This is a genomic window from Mesorhizobium sp. BHbdii, from assembly GCF_053848045.1.
Genome location: NZ_JBSPKX010000003.1, coordinates 709,360 through 731,305, shown reverse-complemented (window position 1 = coordinate 731,305; position 21,946 = coordinate 709,360). Strand labels below are relative to the sequence as shown.

15 protein-coding genes are annotated in these 21,946 nt (G+C 62.9%); 6 read left to right on the top strand and 9 right to left on the bottom strand.

Annotated features, from left to right (window positions below):
- Positions 1–5 precede the first annotated feature (5 nt).
- On the bottom strand, positions 6–971 hold the full coding sequence (locus ACWTU8_RS20290) for a sugar-binding transcriptional regulator (protein ID WP_029355313.1): 966 nt from the start codon (positions 969–971) through the stop codon (positions 6–8).
- Between the two features lie 188 nt (positions 972–1,159).
- Here ACWTU8_RS20290 and ACWTU8_RS20285 point away from each other — a divergent pair, with 188 nt between their 5' ends.
- Both ACWTU8_RS20285 and ACWTU8_RS20280 read left to right on the top strand, forming a co-directional pair.
- On the top strand, positions 1,160–2,797 hold the full coding sequence (locus ACWTU8_RS20285; protein WP_455849546.1) for an acyl-CoA synthetase: 1,638 nt from the start codon (positions 1,160–1,162) through the stop codon (positions 2,795–2,797).
- 160 nt (positions 2,798–2,957) lie between these two features.
- On the top strand, positions 2,958–3,413 hold the full coding sequence (locus ACWTU8_RS20280) for a DUF417 family protein (RefSeq protein WP_455849545.1): 456 nt from the start codon (positions 2,958–2,960) through the stop codon (positions 3,411–3,413).
- A gap of 123 nt (positions 3,414–3,536) precedes the next feature.
- Here the strand turns inward: ACWTU8_RS20280 and ACWTU8_RS20275 are convergent, their stop codons facing one another.
- The gene (locus tag ACWTU8_RS20275; RefSeq protein ID WP_455849544.1) at positions 3,537–4,430 is read right to left on the bottom strand and encodes a PhzF family phenazine biosynthesis protein; all 894 of its coding nucleotides are present in this window, start codon (positions 4,428–4,430) and stop codon (positions 3,537–3,539) included.
- A gap of 185 nt (positions 4,431–4,615) precedes the next feature.
- Positions 4,616–4,969 carry a VOC family protein gene (locus ACWTU8_RS20270; RefSeq protein WP_287092117.1) on the bottom strand — a complete coding sequence of 118 codons (354 nt, stop codon included), beginning with the start codon at positions 4,967–4,969 and terminating at the stop codon, positions 4,616–4,618.
- A 272-nt stretch (positions 4,970–5,241) separates the two neighbouring features.
- On the opposite strand from ACWTU8_RS20270, the gene ACWTU8_RS20265 reads away from it, so the two are divergent.
- From ACWTU8_RS20265 to ACWTU8_RS20250, 4 genes are all read left to right on the top strand, one after another.
- Positions 5,242–5,847: a TetR family transcriptional regulator gene (locus tag ACWTU8_RS20265; RefSeq protein WP_287380659.1), complete on the top strand. Its 606-nt coding sequence runs from the start codon at positions 5,242–5,244 to the stop codon at positions 5,845–5,847.
- Positions 5,848–5,921: 74 nt separating this feature from the next.
- Positions 5,922–7,061 (top strand): efflux RND transporter periplasmic adaptor subunit, encoded by a 1,140-nt coding sequence (locus ACWTU8_RS20260; RefSeq protein WP_455849636.1) that lies wholly within the window; start codon positions 5,922–5,924, stop codon positions 7,059–7,061.
- Between the two features lie 248 nt (positions 7,062–7,309).
- Positions 7,310–10,456 carry an efflux RND transporter permease subunit gene (locus tag ACWTU8_RS20255; protein WP_455849543.1) on the top strand — a complete coding sequence of 1,049 codons (3,147 nt, stop codon included), beginning with the start codon at positions 7,310–7,312 and terminating at the stop codon, positions 10,454–10,456.
- A gap of 67 nt (positions 10,457–10,523) precedes the next feature.
- Positions 10,524–12,017, top strand: coding sequence for an aldehyde dehydrogenase family protein (locus tag ACWTU8_RS20250; protein ID WP_455849542.1), 1,494 nt, complete (start codon positions 10,524–10,526; stop codon positions 12,015–12,017).
- A 166-nt stretch (positions 12,018–12,183) separates the two neighbouring features.
- Here the strand turns inward: ACWTU8_RS20250 and ACWTU8_RS20245 are convergent, their stop codons facing one another.
- From ACWTU8_RS20245 to ACWTU8_RS20220, 6 genes are all read right to left on the bottom strand, one after another.
- Entirely contained in the window at positions 12,184–13,893 is a 1,710-nt protein-coding gene (locus tag ACWTU8_RS20245) for an APC family permease (protein WP_455849541.1), read from the bottom strand.
- A gap of 365 nt (positions 13,894–14,258) precedes the next feature.
- On the bottom strand, positions 14,259–16,628 hold the full coding sequence (locus ACWTU8_RS20240; protein WP_455849540.1) for a DUF1989 domain-containing protein: 2,370 nt from the start codon (positions 16,626–16,628) through the stop codon (positions 14,259–14,261).
- Positions 16,629–16,754: 126 nt separating this feature from the next.
- Positions 16,755–17,384, bottom strand: a complete 630-nt coding sequence (locus ACWTU8_RS20235; RefSeq protein WP_455849539.1) for a sarcosine oxidase subunit gamma — start codon at positions 17,382–17,384, stop codon at positions 16,755–16,757.
- Positions 17,377–20,361, bottom strand: a complete 2,985-nt coding sequence (locus ACWTU8_RS20230; protein ID WP_455849538.1) for a sarcosine oxidase subunit alpha — start codon at positions 20,359–20,361, stop codon at positions 17,377–17,379. The genes ACWTU8_RS20235 and ACWTU8_RS20230 overlap by 8 nt, the downstream gene beginning before the upstream one ends.
- A complete protein-coding gene (locus ACWTU8_RS20225) occupies positions 20,361–20,636 on the bottom strand; it encodes a sarcosine oxidase subunit delta (protein WP_455849537.1) in 276 nt (91 codons plus the stop codon). Before ACWTU8_RS20225 ends, ACWTU8_RS20230 begins: the two co-directional genes overlap by 1 nt.
- A 16-nt stretch (positions 20,637–20,652) precedes the next feature.
- On the bottom strand, positions 20,653–21,906 hold the full coding sequence (locus ACWTU8_RS20220; RefSeq protein ID WP_455849536.1) for a sarcosine oxidase subunit beta family protein: 1,254 nt from the start codon (positions 21,904–21,906) through the stop codon (positions 20,653–20,655).
- Positions 21,907–21,946: the final 40 nt, after the last annotated feature.

Genomic DNA, 21,946 nt, shown 5'->3' with positions numbered 1-21,946 from the left:
CGTATCTAGGCGACCTTTTCCGCCGCCGGTCCGGCATGGTCGAGCAGCCGTCGCGCCATCCGGGCGCCGACCACCAGATGCGTGCACAGCCCACCTGCGATCGCCGCCACCAGCGGCTCGAATTTGCTGTCTTCCTGCACCACCACCAGGCGTTTTTCAATCTTGCGCAGCGATGACAGCTCCGCCGAAATGATCCGCCGGTTGTAGCTGCAGTCGAGCGCTTTGCCTTGCCCGTCGATGATCTGCCCGGCGATGACGCCGGCAGCCCCGGCACGGCGCAGCACCTCCATTTCGCTCGCAGTCAGCGCGCCGCATTTGACGACATGGCTGTCGGCGTCGACGGTGCCGACCGAGTAAAGCGCCAGGTTGCATGCACTGATGCCCGACAACTGCTCGCGGATCACCGGCTCGGCGCGTAGGCCGCGTGCCAGTTCCTCTGTCGTCAGCACCAGCGGTGCGTAGAAATTGAGCCCCTTGGCGTTGAGCCGGCGTGCGATTTCCATGGTGCATTGATCGGGCCGGTAGGAATAGGGGGCTCCCAGATTGCCGCAGAGCTGCACCACCGTGACATCCTGCAGATCGGCATAGGACATGATGTCGGCGATCGTATAGATGGTTCTTCCCCACGCGACGCCGATGCGGTCGCCCTTCTTGATCAGTTCGAGAAAGACGCTGGCCGCCAACACCGCGATGTCGGTCGACGGATCGGCCACATGGCCGTTTTCCGGCGCGATCCAGACGGCATCGAGCTTCAATGCGTCTTCGAGCTTGCGCGCCATGACATCGTCGGTGAAAAGCTGGGTTGAGGTCGAGATGTTCACGATGCCGGTCTCGCGCGCCTTGCGCAGATACATGGCGACCGAGGCTCGGGAAATCTTGAGCTGGCTGGCCACCTGATCCTGACGCAGGCCATGGGCATAGTAGAGCCAGGCGGCCTTGTGGATAAGCTGTTCTGCCGGTCGGATCGCCATGCCATCTCCTCGCTGACATTATTCATGGCTCTCGACAAAAGTCAAATCGAGCGGGGGTAAACGATACCCTTTCGCGCGCGGAATCTAGATCATCATTGTGCCAAATGCGCTCTATCGTGGCATCGTTGATGGTGACGGGGCGGAGGCCTGTGGTTAGAAGGTTCGAGAACGATATTGGGGAGGACGGGATGGCCAATCCCTACGAACAGGATCTCGACAGGAATCCAGCCAACCACCAGCCGCTGACGCCGCTCAGCTATCTGGAGCGGGCGGCAAAGACCTTTCCCGACCATGTCGCGATCATCCATGGCAGTCAGCGCACGACCTATCGTGATTTCTGGCGGCGGTCGCTGAAGCTTGCCTCGGCGCTGCAGAGGCGCGGCGTCGGCAAGGGCGACACCGTCACCGTGATGTTGTCCAACACGCCGCCGATGTTGGAAGCGCATTTCGGCGTGCCGATGACCAAGGCGGTACTGCATTCGCTCAACACCCGCCTTGACGCCGCGGTCATCGCCTTCCAGCTCGACCATGCCGAAACCAAGGTGCTTGTCGTCGATCGCGAATTCGCAAATGTCGTCAGCGAGGCGCTGGCGCTGGCTAAGGTAGAACCGCTGGTCATCGACTACGACGATCCCGAATACGCCGCCGACGCCCCATATCCCAAGGGCCAGCGGATCGGCACGCTCGACTACGAGAACTTCGTCGCGGGCGGCGACGAGGATTTCGCCTGGTCGATGCCCGACGACGAATGGGACGCGATCTCGCTCAACTACACGTCCGGTACCACAGGCAATCCGAAGGGCGTCGTCTATCACCATCGCGGTGCGGCACTGATGACCTACGCCAACACCATCCATGCCGGCATGGGCAAGCATGCGGTGTATCTGTGGACGCTGCCGATGTTCCACTGCAATGGCTGGTGCTTTCCGTGGACGCTGGCCGTGCAGGCCGGCACCCATGTCTGTCTGCGCTGGGTGCGGCCGAAGCCGATTTACGACGCCATCGCCGATTACGGCGTCACTCATCTGTGCGGCGCGCCGGTCGTCATGTCGGTGCTGATCAATGCCAGGGACGAGGACAAGCGGCAATTTCCGCAGACGGTCACCTTCAGCACGGCCGCAGCACCGCCGCCGGAAGCGGTGCTGTCGGGCATGGCCGATGCGGGCTTTGCGGTCATCCACCTCTATGGCCTGACCGAGACCTATGGCCCGGCCGTCGTCAACGAATGGCATGGCGAATGGGATGGGCTGGAGAAGGGTCTCAGGGCGGCGAGGAAGGCCAGGCAAGGCGTGCGCTATGCCGCGCTCGAGGATCTGACGGTGATGGACCCCGAGACGATGGAGGAGACACCGGCTGACGGCGAGACGATCGGCGAGGTCATGTTCCGGGGCAACATCGTCATGAAGGGCTATCTGAAGAACCGCAAGGCGAGCGACGAGGCCTTCGCCGGCGGCTGGTTCCACTCGGGCGACCTCGGCGTCAGGCATCCCGACGGCTACATCCAGCTCAAGGACCGCTCCAAGGACATCATCATTTCCGGCGGCGAGAACATCTCATCGATCGAGGTCGAGGAGGCGCTTTACAAGCATCCCGCCGTCGCCTCCTGCGGGGTCGTCGCCAGGCCCGATGACAAATGGGGCGAGGTGCCGGTCGCCTATGTCGAGCTGAAGCCGGGCAGGACGGCGACCGAAGCCGAGATCATCGATCACTGCCGCGCGCTGCTCGCCCGCTTCAAGGTGCCGAAAGCGGTGATCTTCGCCGAAATCCCGAAGACCTCGACCGGCAAGATACAGAAGTTCAGGCTGAGGGAGATGGCGAAGGGGTAGGCAGGTCAGCACCAATAATCCGTGTCAGATCATTGTTGGCCCAGCTAAGCCAACATGAACGGAGCAAAAAAGATCCCTCAGTGTCGGATCGAGTGCCTCCCGATCGTCCTCGATACAGAACCAAGCCGACGGAAGAAGATCTAGCAGGAGGAGCATTCCGATGGAGAACACCGCGGTCAGCAAAGCGGGGCGGATCCTCGCCCTGATCGGGGTCATACTGCCGCTTCTCATGATCGGCGGGATGAAATTCACGGCCGTTGAGATCGAGGCATTGAGGCCGCTGATCAGCGGCACGCCCTGGCTCGCCTGGATGTATCCGGTATTTGGTGAAGCCGGTGCCTCTTATGTGCTTGGCGTCGTCGAGATCGCGACCGCGCTTCTGCTGATTGCCTCTCCCTGGTCGACGCGCGCCGGTGTGGCCGGTGGGGCATTGGCCGCGCTGATTTTCCTGGTCACCTGTTCGATCATGGTTGCCCTGCCGATCTGGGAGCCTGCGCTCGGCTTTCCCGCGCTCGGTCCCGCCGGTCAGTTCCTGATCAAGGACATTGCGCTGCTCGGCATCTCGCTTGTCATACTGGGCGAAAGCCTGAACAGACTGAACAGATCGGCTACCTAAGCGGATCCAAGTCGAAGGCAAGTGGCAGAATGACGTCATCCGCATAGCCGCGCCAAATGGTGGGCTACTGCGAACTTGTGGGACGGGCACAGGTTCGCCGCGGCCACCGGACTACACATTCGACTAGATCGAAAAAGCCCCGCTCGCCACCACGATGCCGCGTCCGGAAACGCTCACTGAGCCGGCATCTACAACTACCTCAATGATGCTGGTACGTCCAAGAGTAGTGCCTTGCTCGACCTTGATTACGCCGGGCTGTGCAAGACCGTGTGCAACGAGATGTGCGGCGAGCGGACCAGCAGCCGTACCGGTTGCCGGATCCTCGGAAATGCCGACAGTCGGGTTGAAAAAGCGTGCATACGCTGTGGTTCCGGGCTGTAGCGGATCGAGTGAGAAGACGTAGCAGCCTTCCCCGCCGACCTCCTTGAGCAGGTCGAAAAGCTGTTTGGCATCAGGCGAAATCCGGTCGACGGCTTCGCGATCGCGGATTGGCACCAGGAGATGGGCAGCACCGGTCGAGACCACCTGGCAAGGCACAACGTCCGCTATTTCTTCAGCATTAAGGCCGAGTGCCGTGGCAAGAGCGCCAAGGTTTGAGAGCTGCCGGCCGGCCACTGGGGCTTCTTGCCGCATAATGATCTTTTCGAGTTTCCCTTGGCTTTGCCAGATGGCCAATGGGTACACCAAGTCGCCGATCTGTTGGTGAAACCATGTTGGGCCATCGCCCAGCTCGAGCCGCCCCGCCGCAGCGAGCCACCACCAAGCCCCTAGCGTGTTGTGTCCGCCTGCACCGAAAACCTCTACGCCTTTCGGCGTGAAAGAGCGCAATTTCCAATCGGCGTCCGCCCGGGTCGCCGGCAGGACAAAGGTGGTCTCGGACTGGTTGAACTCACGTGCAATGTTCTGCATGAGCTCGAGCGCCAGCTCGCCACCGCCGTCCACAACCGCAAGTGAATTGCCCGTCAGCGGCGCCACCGCGAAGACATCGACGAAATGAAATGGAATTGTTCTGCTCATGGTTCCTCCGGTGACCGCCGCCCGTTTCCGTTATTCGGCTAATGTTTGGAAGGTCGTCAATGTCCCGAATTGCAGAACAATCCTAATGCATGTCGCGCAAAACTGTGCAGCGGTTTTGCGATAACGACGTGCACAAAACAACGACCTAAAGCGCGTCGCGTGAGGTCGGTCAAATGCGACGCGCTTTAGCGAAGATGCGAGAGCACGTTGAGCAACTTGCCAGTCGGGTCGGCAATGAAGAAACGTCTTACGCCCCACGGTTCGTCGGTCAGATCATAGACCACTCTGCAACCGATCTCGTTTGCGCGAAGATATACCTCGTCGACATTGTCGACCTCGATCGACAGATCGGGTACGGGGGTGCCTGAGCCACCCTCGCTGGCGATGCTGATCTGGGGAATGGTTGTTTCCCGGGACGCCAGCGTGACGAGCCACCCGTGATCCATGACAACATCGAGCCCGAACAGGTCGGTATAGAACTTCCGAACATCCGGAATGCTGTCTGTTGCGATATTCGAGACGATGCGCAGCACGGTCATCCCAACTCTCCTTTCCGCGGCTTGGATGATAACGCATTGCTGCGCGCTACGGAGCACGTCTTGAATGAAATAAGGCGCCCGATCCCCTGAGCCTGGCGGGTGGCCCGTGCACGGCCCGCAGCAGGCTTCATTAACGCTGTTCACGCCCAAGTTGTGTCAACAGATGTCACCGGTCGCCCAACGAAGGTAACATCGCTGTTGACATCCGGTCGATTTCGAATTACGAGTGACGAAATTCAAAATTCGTCATTCGTAAGGGTTAACAAAACAAGATGCATGATACCCTCGATACGGCCGACCTGGTCCGGCAGGAGAATGTCGCGCGCATCCTCGATTGCGCAGAGCGACTGTTCCGCCACTACGGCTACGGCAAAACCAATGTCGCCGACATAGCGCGTGAACTCGGCATGTCGACGGCCAACATCTACCGTTTCTTCGCCTCCAAGGTTGAGATCCACCAAGCCGTTTGCGGCCGTATGCTCGCTACCTGCTACCAACTGACCTACGACGCCTGCCATAGTCCCGGAACGGCCAGCGAAAGGCTTCGCCGCTACGTGCAAACGCATTATCAGTGGACCCGCGACACCATGCTCGACCAGGAGAAGGTGCACGAAATGGTGGTCGTTGCCATCGAACGCGATTGGCACGTCATCGAGAAGCATATCGACAGGATCCGCGGCTTGGTGGAGGAGGTGATCCGCGAGGGAATCGCAGCAGGCGAGTTTGCCGACCAGGACCCGGAAGTCGCTTCGCGGTGTTTCGGCGCCGCTATCATCACCCTCTGTCACCCGCAAATGGTCGCCCAGTGCCTTGCCAAGAAGAATCGGGCGATGCCGGACGAACTTATCGAGTTTGCCATCAGGGCTTTGAAGAAATGACCGGCGGCATCCGCAGGGCGTCCACAATCCATCTCCAGTTCGGGAGTACGCAAGTGCCTTTGTCCAAATCCATCATGAACAGGCTGCCGGCTATGGGACCGGCACTGGTCGTCGTCGCGGCGCTTGGGCTCGCCGGTTGCTCGCAAGAAAAAGTGGAAGTCAAGGACATCGTCCGGCCGGTCAAGGTCGTCGAGATCGCCAAGGCAAACGATACCCGTGAGCTCTCCTACTCCGGATCGGTGCGCGCCCGCACCGAGATGAATCTCGGGTTCCGTATCAACGGCAAGATCACCGAGCGCCTGGTCGACATCGGTCAGCGCGTGAAGCCGGGCGACGTTCTGGCCCGCATCGATCTCGCCGACTACGCCCTTTCGGTCAAGAGTGCCGAGGCCAGCCTCGAGGCCGCCGAGCGGCAGGTCGAGACAACGGGCCTTGCCCGCCGTCGTGCCGAACAGCTGTTTGCCAAGACCTTCGCGTCGAAATCGCAGCTCGAACAGGCGACGCTCAGCTACGATCAGGCGGTCGCCACCCGGAATTCCGCGCGCTCATCGCTTGACCAGGCGAAGAACCAGGTCCTCTACACCGATCTTAAGGCGGACAGGGACGGCATCGTCACATCAGTCACCGCCGATGTCGGTCAGGTGGTCGGGTCCGGCACGCCGGTTGTGACCGTTGCCGTCGATGGCGAAAAGGAAGTGCTGATCGCCGTTCCGGAAATGGATATCGCCCAGTTCAAGCCGGGCAAGAACGTCAAGGCAAGCTTCTGGTCCGACGATGCGCTGACGCTCGATGGCAAGGTCCGTGAAGTCGCCGGCAGCGCCGATCAGCAGTCGCGTACCTTTGCCGTTCGCGTCAGCCTGCCCAACGATCCGCGCGTGCTTCTCGGCATGACCGCCAACATCGAGGCTTCGGCGGCCAACAACAGCCTGCGGAGCGTATCGATCCCGTTGAGCGCGCTGGCGCAAAAGGAAGGCCAGCAGATCGTCTGGACCGTGGACCGCAACGGCGAGACCGTCCATGCGCGTCCGATCAAGGTAGCCGAATTCACCGCCGACGGCGTGCATGTTGCCGAAGGATTGAACCCCGGCGACGTCGTCGTTGCGGCGGGCACGCAATTCATGACCGAGAATCTGAAGGTCAAGCTGACCGGCGATGCGGTGCAGCAGTCCGCATCGGCGGACGACGATAGCGACGCCGCCAAGCGCGTGCGCTGACGGCCAAGAATAAAACGGCTTTTCCTCGCATCGGCGCAAGCCGCGAGGTCATGCGGTTCATGGTTTCCGGGCGGCAGGTGCCCGATTGTCGAGACGTCAGGTCGATGTAGCCCCCCACATCGATCCCCGCGTCCCACCGCGATGAGTGTCTCTCCGCTCGGAAAGCCTCGCCGCCCGGAAGCCAGCATTAGAAGCTCAGTGGGCATGCCATGTGCGTGCGCTGACGATCAGACAAATGGACTGGCGCTATGACCACCGACACCAATGAGAAGCGGCCCTTCAATCTTTCGCGCTGGGCAATCGGGCACCCGAGCATTGCGCGGTTCCTGTTCGGCCTGATCATCGTTGCCGGCGCGCTCGGCCTGATGCGCATGGGCCAGAAGGAAGACCCGGACTTCACCTTCCGCGTCATGGTCGTCCAGGCTGTCTGGCCGGGGGCCTCGATCCAGGAGATGGAGGACCAGGTCGTCAACAAGATCGAGCGCAAGCTGCAGGAAACGCCGCATCTCGATTTCGTCCGTTCCTACACGCGCGCCGGCAGCGCCATCATCACCTTGCAGGTGGAAGGCGACACCAATCCCACGCAGGTCGCGGATGCCTTTTACCAGGTACGCAAGAAGGTCGGCGATATCGCCAATGAGCTGCCTCAAGGGCTGCTTGGGCCCTACTTCAATGATGAGTTCGGCGACACTTTCATCACCCTGCATTCGATCAGCGGCGACGGCTACAGCTATCCCGAGCTGAAGAAACTAGCCATCCAGGCGCGTGACATGCTGCTGACGACGCCCGGCGTCGAGAAGGCCGTGATCATCGGCGACCAGCCGGAAAAACTCTACATCGACGTTTCGTCCAAGGTGCTTGCCGAGCGTGGCCTGACGCTCACCGATCTGCAGAACGCGATCAAGGGCCAGAACAATGTCGATCCGGCAGGCTCGGTCGATACCGGCCAGCGTTCGGTGCGCATCTCGGTCGAAGGCAACGTGACGGAGGCGGCCGACATCCGCGAACTTCGCCTGCGCGCCGGCAACCAGGTGACGCGCCTCGGCGACATCGCAACCGTGACCACAGGCCTCGAAGACCCCTATCAGCGCAAATACCGCTTCAACGGCCACGACAGTGTCCAGGTCGGCGTCGTCATGGCCAAGGGCTTCAACGTCACCGATGTCGGCAAGGAGGTCGAGGCGACCTATCACCGCTTCGAAGAAGCGTTGCCTTACGGCGTTTCGGTCGATCAGATCGCCGACCAGCCGGAAGTCGTGCGGGAAGCGGTGAGCGAGTTCATGAAGGCGCTTGGCGAGGCGCTGCTGATCGTGCTTGTCGTCTCGTTCTTGACGATCGGCTGGCGTTCGGGCCTGGTGATCGCGATCACCATTCCGCTCGTTTTGGCCGCCACCTTCGCCATCATGTACGAGATCGGCATCGATTTGCAGCGCATTTCGCTCGGCGCGCTGATCATCGCGCTCGGTCTGCTCGTCGACGACGCGATGATCGTCGTCGAAATGATGGAGCGCAAGCTCGAGGAAGGACTGGTCAAAATCGAGGCGGCGAGCTTCGCCTATACCTCGACGGCCTTCCCGATGCTGAGCGGCACGCTGATCACCACCGCCGGCTTCATCCCGGTCGGCTTCGCGGCCTCGACGGCCGGTGAATACGTACGCACGCTGTTCTACGTCGTCGGCATCGCGCTGGTCGTGTCCTGGTTCGTGGCGGTTTACTTCACGCCGTGGCTCGGTCACATGATCCTCAAGCAGCGAAAACACGCCGGCAACCATCACGATGTCTTCGACACGCGCTTCTACCGCCGGCTTCGCGCCACCGTCGGCTGGTCCGTGCGCCACCGCATCATCGTGCTGGTCATGACGCTGGTGACCTTCGCCACCAGCCTGTGGGCGTTCCAGTTCATCCCGCAGAATTTCTTCCCGCAGTCGTCGCGTCCGGAAATCCTCGTCGACCTCTGGCTGCCGGAAGGCACCAGCATCAAGGAAGTCGAGACGCAGGCCAAGGCACTCGAAACCAGGATGATGGACGACAAGGACAAGCGCTTCATCGCCACCTATATCGGTGAGGGCGCGCCGCGCTTCTTCCTGCCGCTCGACCAGCAGCTTCGCAATCCGAACTTCGCCCAGCTTCTGGTGATGGCCAATGACGAACCGGCCCGTGAACGGCTGATCGTCAAGCTGCGCACCATTCTGGCCGAGGATTTCCCGTCGGTCCGTGCCAAGGTTGACCGCCTGTTCCTCGGGCCGCCCACGGGCTGGCCGGTGCAGATGCGCGTCATGGGTCCGGATCGCCAGGAGGTGCGCCGCATCGCCGACGAGGTGAAGGCGAAGTTCCAGGCAAATCCGCTGCTCGGCGCCGTCCACGACGACTGGCTGGAGCCGGTGCCGGAGATGAAGCTGGTGATCGACCAGGATCGCGCCCGTGCGCTCGGCGTCACCTCGCAGCGCATCCGCCAGATGCTGCAGGCGACCATGTCGGGCGCGCCGCTCGATGATTTCCGCGATGGCGAGGAGACCGTTTCGATCGTCGCCCGCGAACCGGAAGCAAGCCGTCACCTGCTGTCGGCGGTCGACTCCGTCTCTGTCCCGACGGATTTCGGTGGCTTCGTGCCGCTGTCGCAGGTGGCCAAGGTCGTACCGGTGCTGGAGCAAGGCGTCGAGTGGCGGCGCGACCGCCTCCCGACCATCAGCGTGCGTGCCACGTTGCCGGATGGCGTGCAGTCGAACGATGTCGTGATGAAGATGTACAGCGAGATGCAAGGCCTGCGCGACGGTCTGGCGCCCGGCTACAACATCGAGATCCAGGGCGGCGCCGAGGATTCGGCCGAAAGCCAAGCCTCCATTGCTGCGAAAGCTCCAATCATGCTGGCCGTCATCGTCGTGCTGCTGATGATCCAATTGCAGCATTTCGGCAAGGCGATGCTGGTGCTGGCGACCGGTCCGCTCGGCATCATCGGTGCTGCGGCGGCACTTTTGATCAGTGGTGCGCCGTTCGGCTTCGTCGCCATCCTCGGCGTGATCGCGCTGCTCGGCATCATCATGCGCAACTCGATCATCCTGGTCGACCAGATCGACCAGGATATAGCGGCCGGCATGGAGCGCTCGGAGGCCATTATCGGCTCGGCGGTCCGCCGTTTCCGGCCGATCATGCTGACCGCGCTGACGGCGGTCCTGGCGCTGATCCCGATCTCGCGCGGCGTCTTCTGGGGTCCGCTCGCCTATGCCATGATGGGCGGCATCCTCGTTGCCACCGTGCTCACCATCCTCGTCCTTCCGGCAGGCTATGCCTTGTTCTTCGGCAGGGAGCGCAAGAAGGCCGAGGATGCGGAGCAGGCGGCCGAGCCGGAGCTGGCAGAAAGCGACGACAGGCCGCGACTGGCTCTGGCCGCCGAATAGAGCTGTTGGCAGATGTGACGTCCAGGGGTTAAATCCGCCCACCGGCAGAGCTCTGGAGGAGGACGTCATGACCGTAGCTCAGACACCGGTGGCGCTGCGCCAGCCGATCGACGGACGCCACCGTCAGATGTTCGTCGATGGCGCCTGGGTCGACGCCCGCTCGGGCCGCACCATGGAGACCCGCAATCCAGCCACCGGCGCGGTCATTGCCACGGTGCCGCGCGGCGACCGCGGTGATATCGAGCTGGCGGTGGCCGCGGCGCGCCGGGCCTTCGACGGGCCGTGGAGCCGGTATAAGCCTTACGAGCGACAGGTGCTGCTCCTCAGGATCGCCGACCTCTTCGAAAAGCACTGGGAGGAGATCAGTCGCTCGGACACGACCGACATGGGCATGCCGATCGTGCGTACCCGTGCCAACCGCAACCGCGTCATCGGTATGCTGCGCTACTACGCCGGCATGGCGACGTCCCTGCATGGCGAGACGATTGAGAACTCGCTGCCGGGCGAAATCGTCTCCTTCACGCGCAAGGAGCCGGTCGGCGTCGTCGGCGCCATTATCCCCTGGAACGCACCGACGGCCGCTTCGATCTGGAAGATCGGGCCAGCGCTTGCCGCGGGCTGCACCGTGGTGCTGAAACCTTCGGAAGAGGCGCCGCTGACGCCGCTTCTGATCGCCGACATCATGAACGAGGCCGGCGTTCCGCCAGGCGTCGTCAACATCGTAACCGGCACCGGTGCGGAGGCAGGTGCCGCTCTTTCCGAGCATATGGGCGTCGACAAGATCGTCTTCACCGGCTCGACGGCAACGGGCCAATCGATCGTCCGCGCCTCGGCCGGCAACCTCAAACGCGTCTCGCTTGAGCTTGGCGGCAAGTCGCCGGTCATCGTCTGCGCCGACGCCGATCTCGACAGGGCGGTGCCGGTCGCGGCGATGTCGGTGTTCGCCAATTCCGGCCAGATCTGCATCGCCGGCTCGCGCCTGTTCGTCGAACGCTCCATCCATGACGAGTTCGTCGAGCGCCTTGCGGTCTATGCCAAGGGCCTCAGGATCGGCGACGGCATCGACCCGGCGACCGAGATCGGCCCGCTCGTCTCCGAAAAGCAGCTGCAACGGGTCGCCTCGTATCTCGAGGCCGGCACGGCGGAGGGCGCGACCCTCGTCACCGGCGGTGAACGCCTTATGGAGGGTGCGCTGGCCGCCGGCAATTTCCTCGCGCCGACGGTTTTTGCCGGTGTCTCGGACGACATGAGGATCGCGCGTGAGGAAATCTTCGGGCCGATCATCTCGGCATTGCCGTTCGATACGCTCGACGAGGCGGTCGAGCGAGCCAACAACACGCCCTACGGTCTTGCCGCAGGGGTGTTCACCCAAAATCTCGCCACCGCCCACCAGCTTTCCAGGAAAATCCGCGCCGGCTCGGTCTGGGTGAACACCTATCACGCCATCGATCCGGCCATGCCTTTCGGCGGCTACAAGATGAGCGGCTACGGCCGCGAGGGCGGTGCCGAGCACCTCGACGAGTATCTCAACACCAAGGGCGTGTTCATCAAGATCGATTGAGTCTCACGCGAGATATGGCATGAAACGAAAAAACCCGCCTCGGCGGCGGGTTATCGGTGCCAATCGGCACTACAGCTAAATCACTAGCATAACTGCCGGAACAAAGCAAGAACAAACGTGCAAGAGGATCGAGCGCGCATCGTAAGCTCAATCTTTGAGGCGGAGGTCAGATGACGAACAGCCAGTTGGCGAGCAGCATCACCACGACGCCGGCGATCAGAGTCAGGTAGGGCAGGATGCCCGCCTTTCTGACGGCGAGATCGGATGAGGTCATGCCGAGATCAGCCAGCATGTGGTCGGGGAATTTGCCCTTGTCCTGAATGTAATGCCGGAAGCAGAACACCGGGATGATGAGGCCAGCCGTGATCAGCCCTGCCCACAGTGCCATCGGGTTCCAGATCTTTGCACCGGCGCCCATGAAGATCATGTTGACATAGGCAAGGATGGCGCCGAGGCCGAGCAGCCAGCTCGGTGCCTTCCACGGCCGCGCGATATGGCCGTTGTCGATGCGATGGATCCAGCCGGCATTGAGGTTGAGGAAGTTGAAGATGATGTAGCCGCAATTCGACACGGCAAGGATGAAGAAGAAGCTGGTCGCGTCGGCCGAAGCGATGGCCAGCACGGCCAGGTTGAAGATCAGGTCGGTCCACATGGCGCGGGTCGGGGCGCCGTGTTCGTTGACATGGCTGAGATAGCGCGGCAGCCAGCCGTCGACTGAGCCCTGATAGAGCGTACGCGAGGACCCCGCCATCGCCGTCATGATGCACAGCACCAGGGCCAGGATCATCAGCATCACCAGAAGGCTATGGACCAGCTGTCCGCCGCCGACCATGCCGGCCAGTGCGTCGGCAACGCCGGAGCCGTCGACGATCGGGGTCGCCAGCATGCCATTCAAGCCGAGCACGCCCTGGAAGGTGAACGGCACCAGGATGAACAGCAGCATGCATAGCAGGCCGGAATAGAAGATCGCCTTGAAGGTGTCGGTGCCGGGATTCTTGAACTCGGACGTGTAGCAGACGGCAGTCTCGAAACCGTAGGTTGACCAGGCGGCAATGAACATGCCGCCGAGAACGAGCGTCCAGCCGGCAATGTTCCACGCCCCGGGCTCCGGCGCGTAGGCGGCCGCCAGCGGCACCAGCGGCGAAAAATTCGCCCAGTCGATCTGGCCGGTGACGATCGGCACGACGCCGACGATCAGCATCGGAATGATGACGAACAGGCCGATATATTTCTGCACGTTTGCCGTGCCCAGGATGCCGCGATGCTGGATGGAGAAGATGATCAGCATCAGCACGGCGCCGATGAAGAAAGTGGCGTTGAAGGTGAAGGAGACCGGACCCAGCGTGTGCCCGTAGAGCGTCCAGTTGCGGATCGCCGGTGTGGCGGCCGCGGTCACCGCCGTGATGGCATCGGCGGCACTCGTTCCGGCGTTAGCCGCGATATAGGCGGCGACTTCCGGCGAGGCGTCGGTAAACAGCGGCACCGGCGCCAGCGCGTTGAGGATGTAGGCGGCGGCGATCGAGCAGCCGAGCGACAGCACCGGCGACCAGGCGAACCAGTTGCACCACACCGACAGCGGCGCGATGAACTTGGAATAACGCAGCCAGGCGGTGGCGCCATAGATCGAGGCGCCGCCGGACTTGTTCGGAAACAGGCCGGCGATCTCGGCATAGGTGAAGGATTGCAGGAAGCCCATGATCATGGACACCGTCCAGATCAGGAAGGCCAGCTTGCCGGTCGTGCCCGCAATGCCGCCGATCGAAAACAGGACAAGGGCGGGAACGCCGCTCGCCACCCAGAAGGCGCCGCGCCAATCGATATTGCGGTGCAGCTGCCCTTCGGCAGGCGGCACCAGTGCAGAGACTATTGTGCTCATATACGTGGATTCCCCATTTTTGATGTTCCCCATCGGCGACAGCCGACACCTCGCGATGCGTCACCGACGCACGCGTTGAAACGAGCTCAGGCGGTTTCCGCTCAGTAGTATTTTTTTCTTGGCAGTGAAGATTGATCCGTCACGCTTTCACGTCAAGCGTTTTGTGAAGCTGTGCACATCGCAGATGCGGAACACGCTCTTACCTTCTCCCCTTGTTGTGGGAGAAGGTGGCCTCGCGAAGCGAGGTCGGATGAGGGGTGATCCAGCTTGGCACCGACGGCACTCCGTCCAGCACCCCTCTTCCGTCTCGGCGCTGCGCGCCGATCCACCTTCTCACCGGGGGGAGAAGGCAAGGGATGCCACCGTCAGGAGCGCGGTCTGCTCTTTTGCGGATCGTAATGGGCGAAGGGCACGACGCGCGCCGGCAGCCGCTTGCTGTGGCCGTCGAGCTTGCCGATCTCGACCTCGGTGCCGATCGCGGCATGGGTGACGTCGAGCCTGGCCAGCGCGATGGTCTTGTTCAGCACCGGCGAACGCATGCTCGAAGTGATTTCGCCGATCTGGGCGCGGCCGACATGGACGCAATCGCCATGCCCAACCGCGACATTGGCGTCGATGTCGAGGCCGACCAGCTTCCTCTGCGGGTTTTCCTTGCGCCGGATCAGCGCCTCGCGCCCGATGAAATCGTCGGCCTTGGTCTTCAGCGGCACCGTGAAGCCGATGCCGGCCTCGAACGGATCCGTCTGGTCGGAAAATTCGTAGCCGGCAAAGATCAGACCGGCCTCGATGCGCACCATGTCTAGTGCCTGCAATCCCATCGGCTTCAAGCCATGCGGCTGGCCGGCCTCCCAGATGACGTCGAACACCTTTTCGGCGTCGCGCGGGTGGCACCAGATCTCGTAACCGAGTTCGCCGGTGTAGCCGGTGCGCGAGACGACGACCGGAATGCCGTTGCCGCCGCCGATCCGCGCGACGGCGAAACGGAACCATTCGAGCTCCTCGATCGACGGCTGCAGCGGCGAGGTCCAGATGATCTCCTTCAGGATGTCGCGGCTCTTCGGTCCTTGCACGGCGACATTGTGCATCTGGTCGGTGGACGAGCGCACCAGCACGTTGAGGCCGAGTTTTGTCGCGGTGTCGCGCAGCCATTCGCCGGAAAGATCGTCGCCGCCGACCCAGCGGAAATTATCCTTGCCGAGCCTCAGCAGCGTGCCGTCGTCGATCATGCCGCCATGCTCGTAGCACATGGCGGAATAGACCACCTGGCCGACGCCGAGTTTTTTCACGTCGCGGGTTAGCGTGTATTGCAGCAGCGCTTCCGAATCCGGGCCCGTGACCTCGAATTTGCGCAGCGGCGAAAGGTCCATGATCACCGCGTCCTGCCGGCAGGCCCAGTATTCGGCGATCGGCCCCTCCTTGGCGAAGGCGTTGGCCAGCCAATACCCCCTGTACTCGACGAAGTTGCGGGTGTGCCTGGCAAAGCTCGAATGAAATGATGTCTCGCGGGTCATTTTCGGTTCCGAATCGGGCGTCATGCGTCTGGCGATCGCTCGCGAGAATTTGTGCTGGCCGGAATAGGTCCTCACATGGATGTCGGTCAGGTTCCAGCCATTGGCCGGCGTCGTGTCGTCGGGGCAGGCGGATGAGACGCAGACGATGTCGGTCAAGGCGCGCAGCAGCACATAGTCGCCCGGCCGCGACCACGGCTCGTCGGAAACCATGACGCCATGCGCGTCGATCGCCGTGTTGAAGAAGAAGTTGATCGCCATCCAGCCGGCGCGAGGATTTACACCCTTGTCCGACAGCGCACGGTTGAAATTCTCCGAGCAGTTGGGGTGACCGGGGTAGCCGATGTCGTCGTAATATTTGGCAGCGCAAGCGAGCGCGAACGCATCGTGCCGACCGCAAGTGTCCTGCACGACCTCGACCAGCGGCTCCATGTCCTGGTCGTAATATTTCGAGTGCAGGCCGGGCATCGGGTAGCTCGAACCCATCAGCGTGCGGGTCGTCGTCACGTCGAGCGGATGGTCGCGTCCCTTGTCGAGCTTGCGCGCCGAAAAGCACTGGAAGTCCGTGCATTGGCGCCCGTCGACATCGATGATCTGCAGATAGTCGCCGGCTTTGACGAAGTAGGATTCGGCGGTCGCGGAATGGACGCGCAAATCGAGCACTGGATCGGCGAGTGGGTCGCCAAGCTGCGACTTCGCCGCCGGGCGAATGGTGGCGCGCCGCACAATGATGCTGAGCGGCGTCGCCGTGTCATGGCCGTCGACCAGCATAGGACCACCCGGGGCGGCGATGAGCATCGAGCCGTCGCGGGCTACGGTAAAACTCTGTTCGGTGCCGGCAGGGGTGGCGCCACCGAAAACGCGAACCGTCTTTGCCTGATCCAGCTGCACCTGGCGTCGCTCCAGCCCCCGGCGCAAGGAAGCGAGGCTGTCGTCGCCATCGGCCAGCAGCGCCTTGATGCCGGCGGCATTGCTGTTCGATTTCTCGCCGAAAATGCCGGCATCGGTCGCGCCGGTCTTGTCCCATGCCAACAGCTCGCAGGCCTGCCCGCCTTCGACATTGCGCACGCTGATCGTGTCGCCGGCCTCGACGTCGATAAGCACTGCGCCATTGCCGTGAACAAAATAGCGCTCCATGCCAGCCGGCAGCGCCATTTGGCCGGGCCGCAGGATCAGGCTCGGCCGGGGCGGTCCGGCGGCGACGGCGGGGTAGGGCGACTGGCTCATCTCGACCTTATGCCTAGAGAAACAAGTTTGCCTGTACGTGAAATTATTTTAGCAGAAAGAATAGGCAGCAAGGCCGGACTTGGCAAGGTGAGGCTTCGTGCCGGCCGCACACACGCGGATGAAATTTTACGCGAATTCCTCGGAATGCCTGATGTCGACGCCGTATTCGGCGGCCGCGTCGAGCATTGTGTGCCACAAGCTTTCGGCGAAGGTTGCAAACAGCAGAAGATTGAACACCGCCTGCCCATCCGGCCCGTCATCGCCGCGCCAGAGATTGACGCTGGTATGGTCGATCGACGTCGCGGCAGCGGCGCCGATCGGAAACGCCGTCGGGTGCAGATCGATCGACGACAATTTCGCCAGCATGGTGCGCGCCTTGGCTCCCGAGAGGCTGATCCAGGCGCGCGCATGCGACTGGTCCGACAGCGAGGCGGATTGCGAAAACGCCTGGCTCAATGTGTTTATCGTGTACTTACCGCCCTTCGATAAGACGAGGAACTGATCCGGTCCCGACCAGATGAGCATCACGTCCGAAGCGCTGACCGCCTTCGGCACTTCCGGAGCCGCCATGCCGAAACGGGCTGTGGTGGCGCTTGCCAGTTCCGCTCCTTTGCCGCGCCGCGCCATCACCTGGATCAACTCGAAATTACGAACTTCAGTGAGGAAAATGCCAGGCGCGACCTCGCGCGCGCCATAAGCGCCCGCAACAAGCGCGTGCTCCAGCGGACTGCGGGGAAGCCACGAAAATTCAGCCACGCTGGCGCCCTCCATCCGGATCGTAAAAGACGGGATTGCACAGCTCGACATCGTAATCCTCGCCGCGGAGCGGGTCATGCGCATGGACGATCTCGCCGATCCGCTCGCGGCCGCGCTCGACAAGCGCCAGCCCAATCCACTGGTCGAGCGTCGGCGAGAAGCAGACCGACGTGACATAGCCCTGATCGTTGGCGAAACCTGGTATCTCGCCCTTCGGAATGACATGTGCGCCGGAGCGCAGGCGGCGCGTCTTGTCGGTCGGTTTGATGCCAACCACGACCTGCCGATCCGCTGCCGCCAGCGCCTCGCGCCCGGCCATGACGCGGCCGATAAAATCCTTCTTGGTCGACATCATCTTGCCAAGCCCGAGGTCGGCGGCCGTCGTCGTGCCATTCAGCTCCGGTCCGGCGACATGGCCCTTTTCGATGCGCATGACGCCGAGCGCCTCGGTGCCATAAGGCGTCACGCCGAATTGTTTGCCGGCCAGCATCAGATTGCGCACCAGCGCGTCGCCGTAGCGGGCGGGAACGGAAATCTCGAACGCCATCTCGCCGGAGAACGAGATGCGGAACAGCCGTGCCTTGATGCCGCCGCGAAGCGCTACTTCCCGCGCCCCCAAGAACGGAAAGCCCTCATTCGACAAATCCTCGGCTGGATCGATCATTTCGCGAACCAGGTCCCGGGTCTTCGGCCCGGCGATCGAGAATTGCGCCCACTGGTCGGAGACGGATGTCAGCTGCACGTCGAGTTGAGGAAACAGCACCTGCCGGCAGAATTCGAGATGCTGCATCACCGGCCCGGCTTTGGCGGTGGTGGTGGTCAGAAAATAATGGTCTTCGGCCAGCCGCGACGTGGTGCCGTCGTCATAGACCATGCCGTCCTCCCGCAGCATCAGCCCGTAGCGCGCTTTTCCCACCGCAAGATTGGAGAAGGTGTTGATGTAGACGCGGTCGAGGAAGGCGCCGGCATCCGGTCCGTGCACGTCGATCTTGCCAAGCGTCGAGACGTCGCAGAAGCCGACGCCAGAGCGCACCGCCTTGACCTCGCGGGTGACCGATTCCAGCCAGTCCTTCTCGCCGGCGCGTGGATACCATTGCGCACGCTTCCACAGGCCGGTGTCGACGAACACCGCGCCCTGTTCGGCTGCCCAGTGATGCGATGGCGTCAGCCTTGTCGCATGGAAGTACTCATCGCGATGATGGCCGGCAAAGGCGCCGATGGCGACCGGCACATAGGGCGGACGGTAGATCGTCGTGCCGGTCTCGGGAATGGACTTGCCTGATACCGCCGCCAGGATGGCGAGGCCGGCGACGTTCGAGGTCTTGCCCTGGTCGGTGGCCATGCCGAGCGTCGTATAGCGCTTGAGATGCTCGACCGATTCAAAGCCTTCGCGCTGCGCCAGTTCGATGTCCGAAGCGGTGACATCATGCTGGTAGTCGACAAAGGCCTTCCCTTTGCCGGCGACATGCCAGAGCGGAGTCAGTGAAAAAGTCTCGTCGTCGGCGACTGGCGGCGTGCCGGCATTGCCGTTGTGTCCGGCACTGTGTGCCGCTGCCGCACCGGCGGAAAGCCCTTGGCTCAGGCATGCGCCGAGGCCGAAGGCGCCGTTGGCAGCACCGGCGGCCACCATGCCCGGAGGGGCGCCGTCCGGCACGAAGGCTGATATATCGTCCTGCCATTTCGGCCGGCCGCGATGGTATGAGGTCAGCCCGACCGCCGGGTTCCAGCCGCCGGAAACGGCAAGTCCGTCGGCTTCGACTTCCGCGCGTGCGCCGCCGGTCAGCGATATCGAGATTTTCCTGACACCGTCCTTGCCGCCTTCGACACCGGCGACCGAACCGTTCAGCACGGGAAAGCCGGCTTTGGCGGCAAGCGCGCGATGCACGGCGGACACATCTGGGCGAGCATCGACGACGGCCGCGATCTGCAATCCGGCACTGAGCGCGGTCTCGACTGTGCGCCAGCCATCCTCATTGTTGGTGAACAGGGCGATCCTCTTCGCAGGGGTCGCCGCATAGCGCGCGACGTAGGTCCGCATCGCCGAAGCCATCATCACGCCGGGTGTGTCATTGCCGGCAAAGACGATTGGCCGTTCGATGGCGCCGGCGGCAACGACACAGCGCTTGGCCACGATCCGCCACAGCCGCTGGCGCACCTGGTGTTTGGGCGGCGAGGGCAGATGATCGTTGACCCGTTCGATCGCGCCATAGGTGCCGCCATCATAGACGCCAAACAGCGTCGTGCGGTTCATGATGCGAACATCGGGCAGCGTGGCGAGTTCGGCCAGGGTGCGGGAAATCCATTCGGCCGCCGGCATTCCGTCGATCGTGCCGCCGTCGGCAAGCAGGCGGCCGCCGAGCGCAAAATCTTCCTCGCACAGGATGACGCGGGCGCCGCAGCGCCCCGCGGCGAGCGCTGCCGCCAGCCCGGCTGGGCCGGAGCCGGCGATCAGCACGTCGCAATACGCCCAGGCCTTGTCGTAATGGTCGGGATCGGCGACGCCAGGTGCGCGTCCAAGCCCTGCGGCGCGGCGGATCGCCGGCTCGTAGATCGCTTCCCAGAACTTCGCCGGCCACATGAAGGTCTTGTAGTAGAAGCCGGCGACGAAGATCGGCGAGAACAGCTGGTTCACCGCCATCAGGTCGTGGCGCAGCGACGGCCAGCAGTTCTGGCTGGCCGCTTCCAGACCGTCATAAAGTTCTGCCGTGGTCGCCTTGGTGTTCGGCTCGCGCCGCGCGCCCGTGCGCAGCTCGACCAGCGCGGTGGGTTCTTCCGAGCCTGATGTCAGGATGCCGCGCGGCCGGTGGTATTTGAACGATCGGCCGACCAGCTTGACGCCATTGGCGATCAGCGCCGAGGCAAGGGTGTCGCCCTGGAAGCCGGCAAAGGTTTTGCCGTCGAAGCGAAAGTTCAGCGGCGCCGAGCGGTCGATGAGGCCGCCGCTCTCCAGCCGGTGCGTCTGCGCGTGACTAACCATCAGGCGCCAACCTTTGCAGCGCCAACGCCCGCCGCCGGCTCAACCGACGAAATCTCGTGTGTCAGCGTGTTGCGGGTGATCTTCAGCCAGGCCCGGCAGCCGCCAGCATGGTACCAATGTTCGCTCATCGCACCGGCAATGTTGTCGCGCAGGTAGACATAGTCGAACACGTCGTCCTCCGGGGCGCCGGCTGCCGGACGCACCGGCTTGGCGTCGCCGAGATAGCTGAACTCGCCGAGTTCGCGTTCGCCGCAGAAGGGACAGACAATACGCATGCTTTTTGGACCGTCCTCAGTGCAGGTTCGGTTGGGCGCCGACGCCCTTTTCATCGATCACAGCACCCCGCCGGAACCGGTCGAGGCGGAACCGCGCCGCTTCTGTGTGCAGTTCGTCGCGGGCCAGAAGATGGGCAAAGACGAGGCCGGAGCCGGGCGTCGCCTTGAAGCCGCCATAGCACCAGCCGGCATTGAGGTAGAGCCCGTCCACCGGCGTCTTGTCGATGATCGGCGAACCGTCCATCGACATGTCCATAATGCCGCCCCACTGGCGCAAGAGGCGCACGCGGCCGATCATCGGCATCAGCGCCATGCCGCCCTCGCAGACGTCTTCCATGACCGGCATGTTGCCGCGCTGGGCATAGGAATTGTAGCCGTCTATGTCGCCGCCGAAGACCAGCCCGCCCTTGTCGGACTGGCTGACATAGAAATGGCCGGCGCCGAAGGTCATGACGTTGGGGATCAGCGGCTTGATCGCCTCGGAGACGAAGGCCTGCAGCACATGGCTTTCGATCGGCAGGCGCAGGCCCGCCATAGCCGCGACACGCGACGAACTGCCGGCGACGGCCATGCCGACCTTGCCGGCGCCGATTGTGCCGCGGGAAGTCTCGACGCCGGTCACTTTGCCGTTGGCGTCGCGCGAAAAACCTGTCACCTCGCAGTTCTGGATGATGTCGACGCCGAGCGCGCTCGCCGCATGGGCGTAGCCCCAGACCACCGCGTCGTGGCGCGCCGTGCCGCCGCGCCGCTGCAGCAGCCCGCCTTGCACGGGAAAGCGTGCATTGTCGAAGTTCAGGAACGGCATCATCTTCTTGACCGCCGCCAGGTCGAGCAGCTCGGCGTCGATGCCGTTGATGCGCATCGTGTTGCCGCGCCGCGCATAGGCGTCGCGCTGCGCATCGGAGTGGTAGAGGTTGATGACGCCGCGCTGGCTGACCATCGTGTTGTAGTTGAGATCCTGCTCCATGCGCTCCCACAGCTTCATCGACAGTTCGTAGAAGCCGGTGTTGCCGGGCAGCCCGTAATTGGAGCGGATGATGGTGGTGTTGCGGCCGGCATTGCCGGAGCCGATCCAGCCTTTTTCCAGCACGGCGACATTCCTGATGCCGTACTCGCTGGCCAGGAACCACGCCGTCGCCAGGCCGTGGCCGCCACCGCCGATGATCACCACGTCGTAGTGATCCTTCGGGCTGGCGTCGCGCCAGGTGCGCTGCCAGGTCTTGTGGCCGGAAAACGCGGCGCGGGCGAGGGAGAAGATCGAGTATTTCATAAATCTATTCCGAGATCGCTCGCGCCACGCAGGACCTTTC

What these genes read in the sequence shown, in the direction of transcription:
- ACWTU8_RS20290 (WP_029355313.1), bottom strand. Translation starts at nt 971, where the DNA reads ATGGCGATCCGACCGGCAGAACAGCTTATCCACAAGGCCGCCTGGCTC.
- ACWTU8_RS20285 (WP_455849546.1), top strand. Translation starts at nt 1,160, where the DNA reads ATGGCCAATCCCTACGAACAGGATCTCGACAGGAATCCAGCCAACCAC.
- ACWTU8_RS20280 (WP_455849545.1), top strand. Translation starts at nt 2,958, where the DNA reads ATGGAGAACACCGCGGTCAGCAAAGCGGGGCGGATCCTCGCCCTGATC.
- ACWTU8_RS20275 (WP_455849544.1), bottom strand. Translation starts at nt 4,430, where the DNA reads ATGAGCAGAACAATTCCATTTCATTTCGTCGATGTCTTCGCGGTGGCG.
- ACWTU8_RS20270 (WP_287092117.1), bottom strand. Translation starts at nt 4,969, where the DNA reads ATGACCGTGCTGCGCATCGTCTCGAATATCGCAACAGACAGCATTCCG.
- ACWTU8_RS20265 (WP_287380659.1), top strand. Translation starts at nt 5,242, where the DNA reads ATGCATGATACCCTCGATACGGCCGACCTGGTCCGGCAGGAGAATGTC.
- ACWTU8_RS20260 (WP_455849636.1), top strand. Translation starts at nt 5,922, where the DNA reads ATGAACAGGCTGCCGGCTATGGGACCGGCACTGGTCGTCGTCGCGGCG.
- ACWTU8_RS20255 (WP_455849543.1), top strand. Translation starts at nt 7,310, where the DNA reads ATGACCACCGACACCAATGAGAAGCGGCCCTTCAATCTTTCGCGCTGG.
- ACWTU8_RS20250 (WP_455849542.1), top strand. Translation starts at nt 10,524, where the DNA reads ATGACCGTAGCTCAGACACCGGTGGCGCTGCGCCAGCCGATCGACGGA.
- ACWTU8_RS20245 (WP_455849541.1), bottom strand. Translation starts at nt 13,893, where the DNA reads ATGAGCACAATAGTCTCTGCACTGGTGCCGCCTGCCGAAGGGCAGCTG.
- ACWTU8_RS20240 (WP_455849540.1), bottom strand. Translation starts at nt 16,628, where the DNA reads ATGAGCCAGTCGCCCTACCCCGCCGTCGCCGCCGGACCGCCCCGGCCG.
- ACWTU8_RS20230 (WP_455849538.1), bottom strand. Translation starts at nt 20,361, where the DNA reads ATGGTTAGTCACGCGCAGACGCACCGGCTGGAGAGCGGCGGCCTCATC.
- ACWTU8_RS20225 (WP_455849537.1), bottom strand. Translation starts at nt 20,636, where the DNA reads ATGCGTATTGTCTGTCCCTTCTGCGGCGAACGCGAACTCGGCGAGTTC.
- ACWTU8_RS20220 (WP_455849536.1), bottom strand. Translation starts at nt 21,906, where the DNA reads ATGAAATACTCGATCTTCTCCCTCGCCCGCGCCGCGTTTTCCGGCCAC.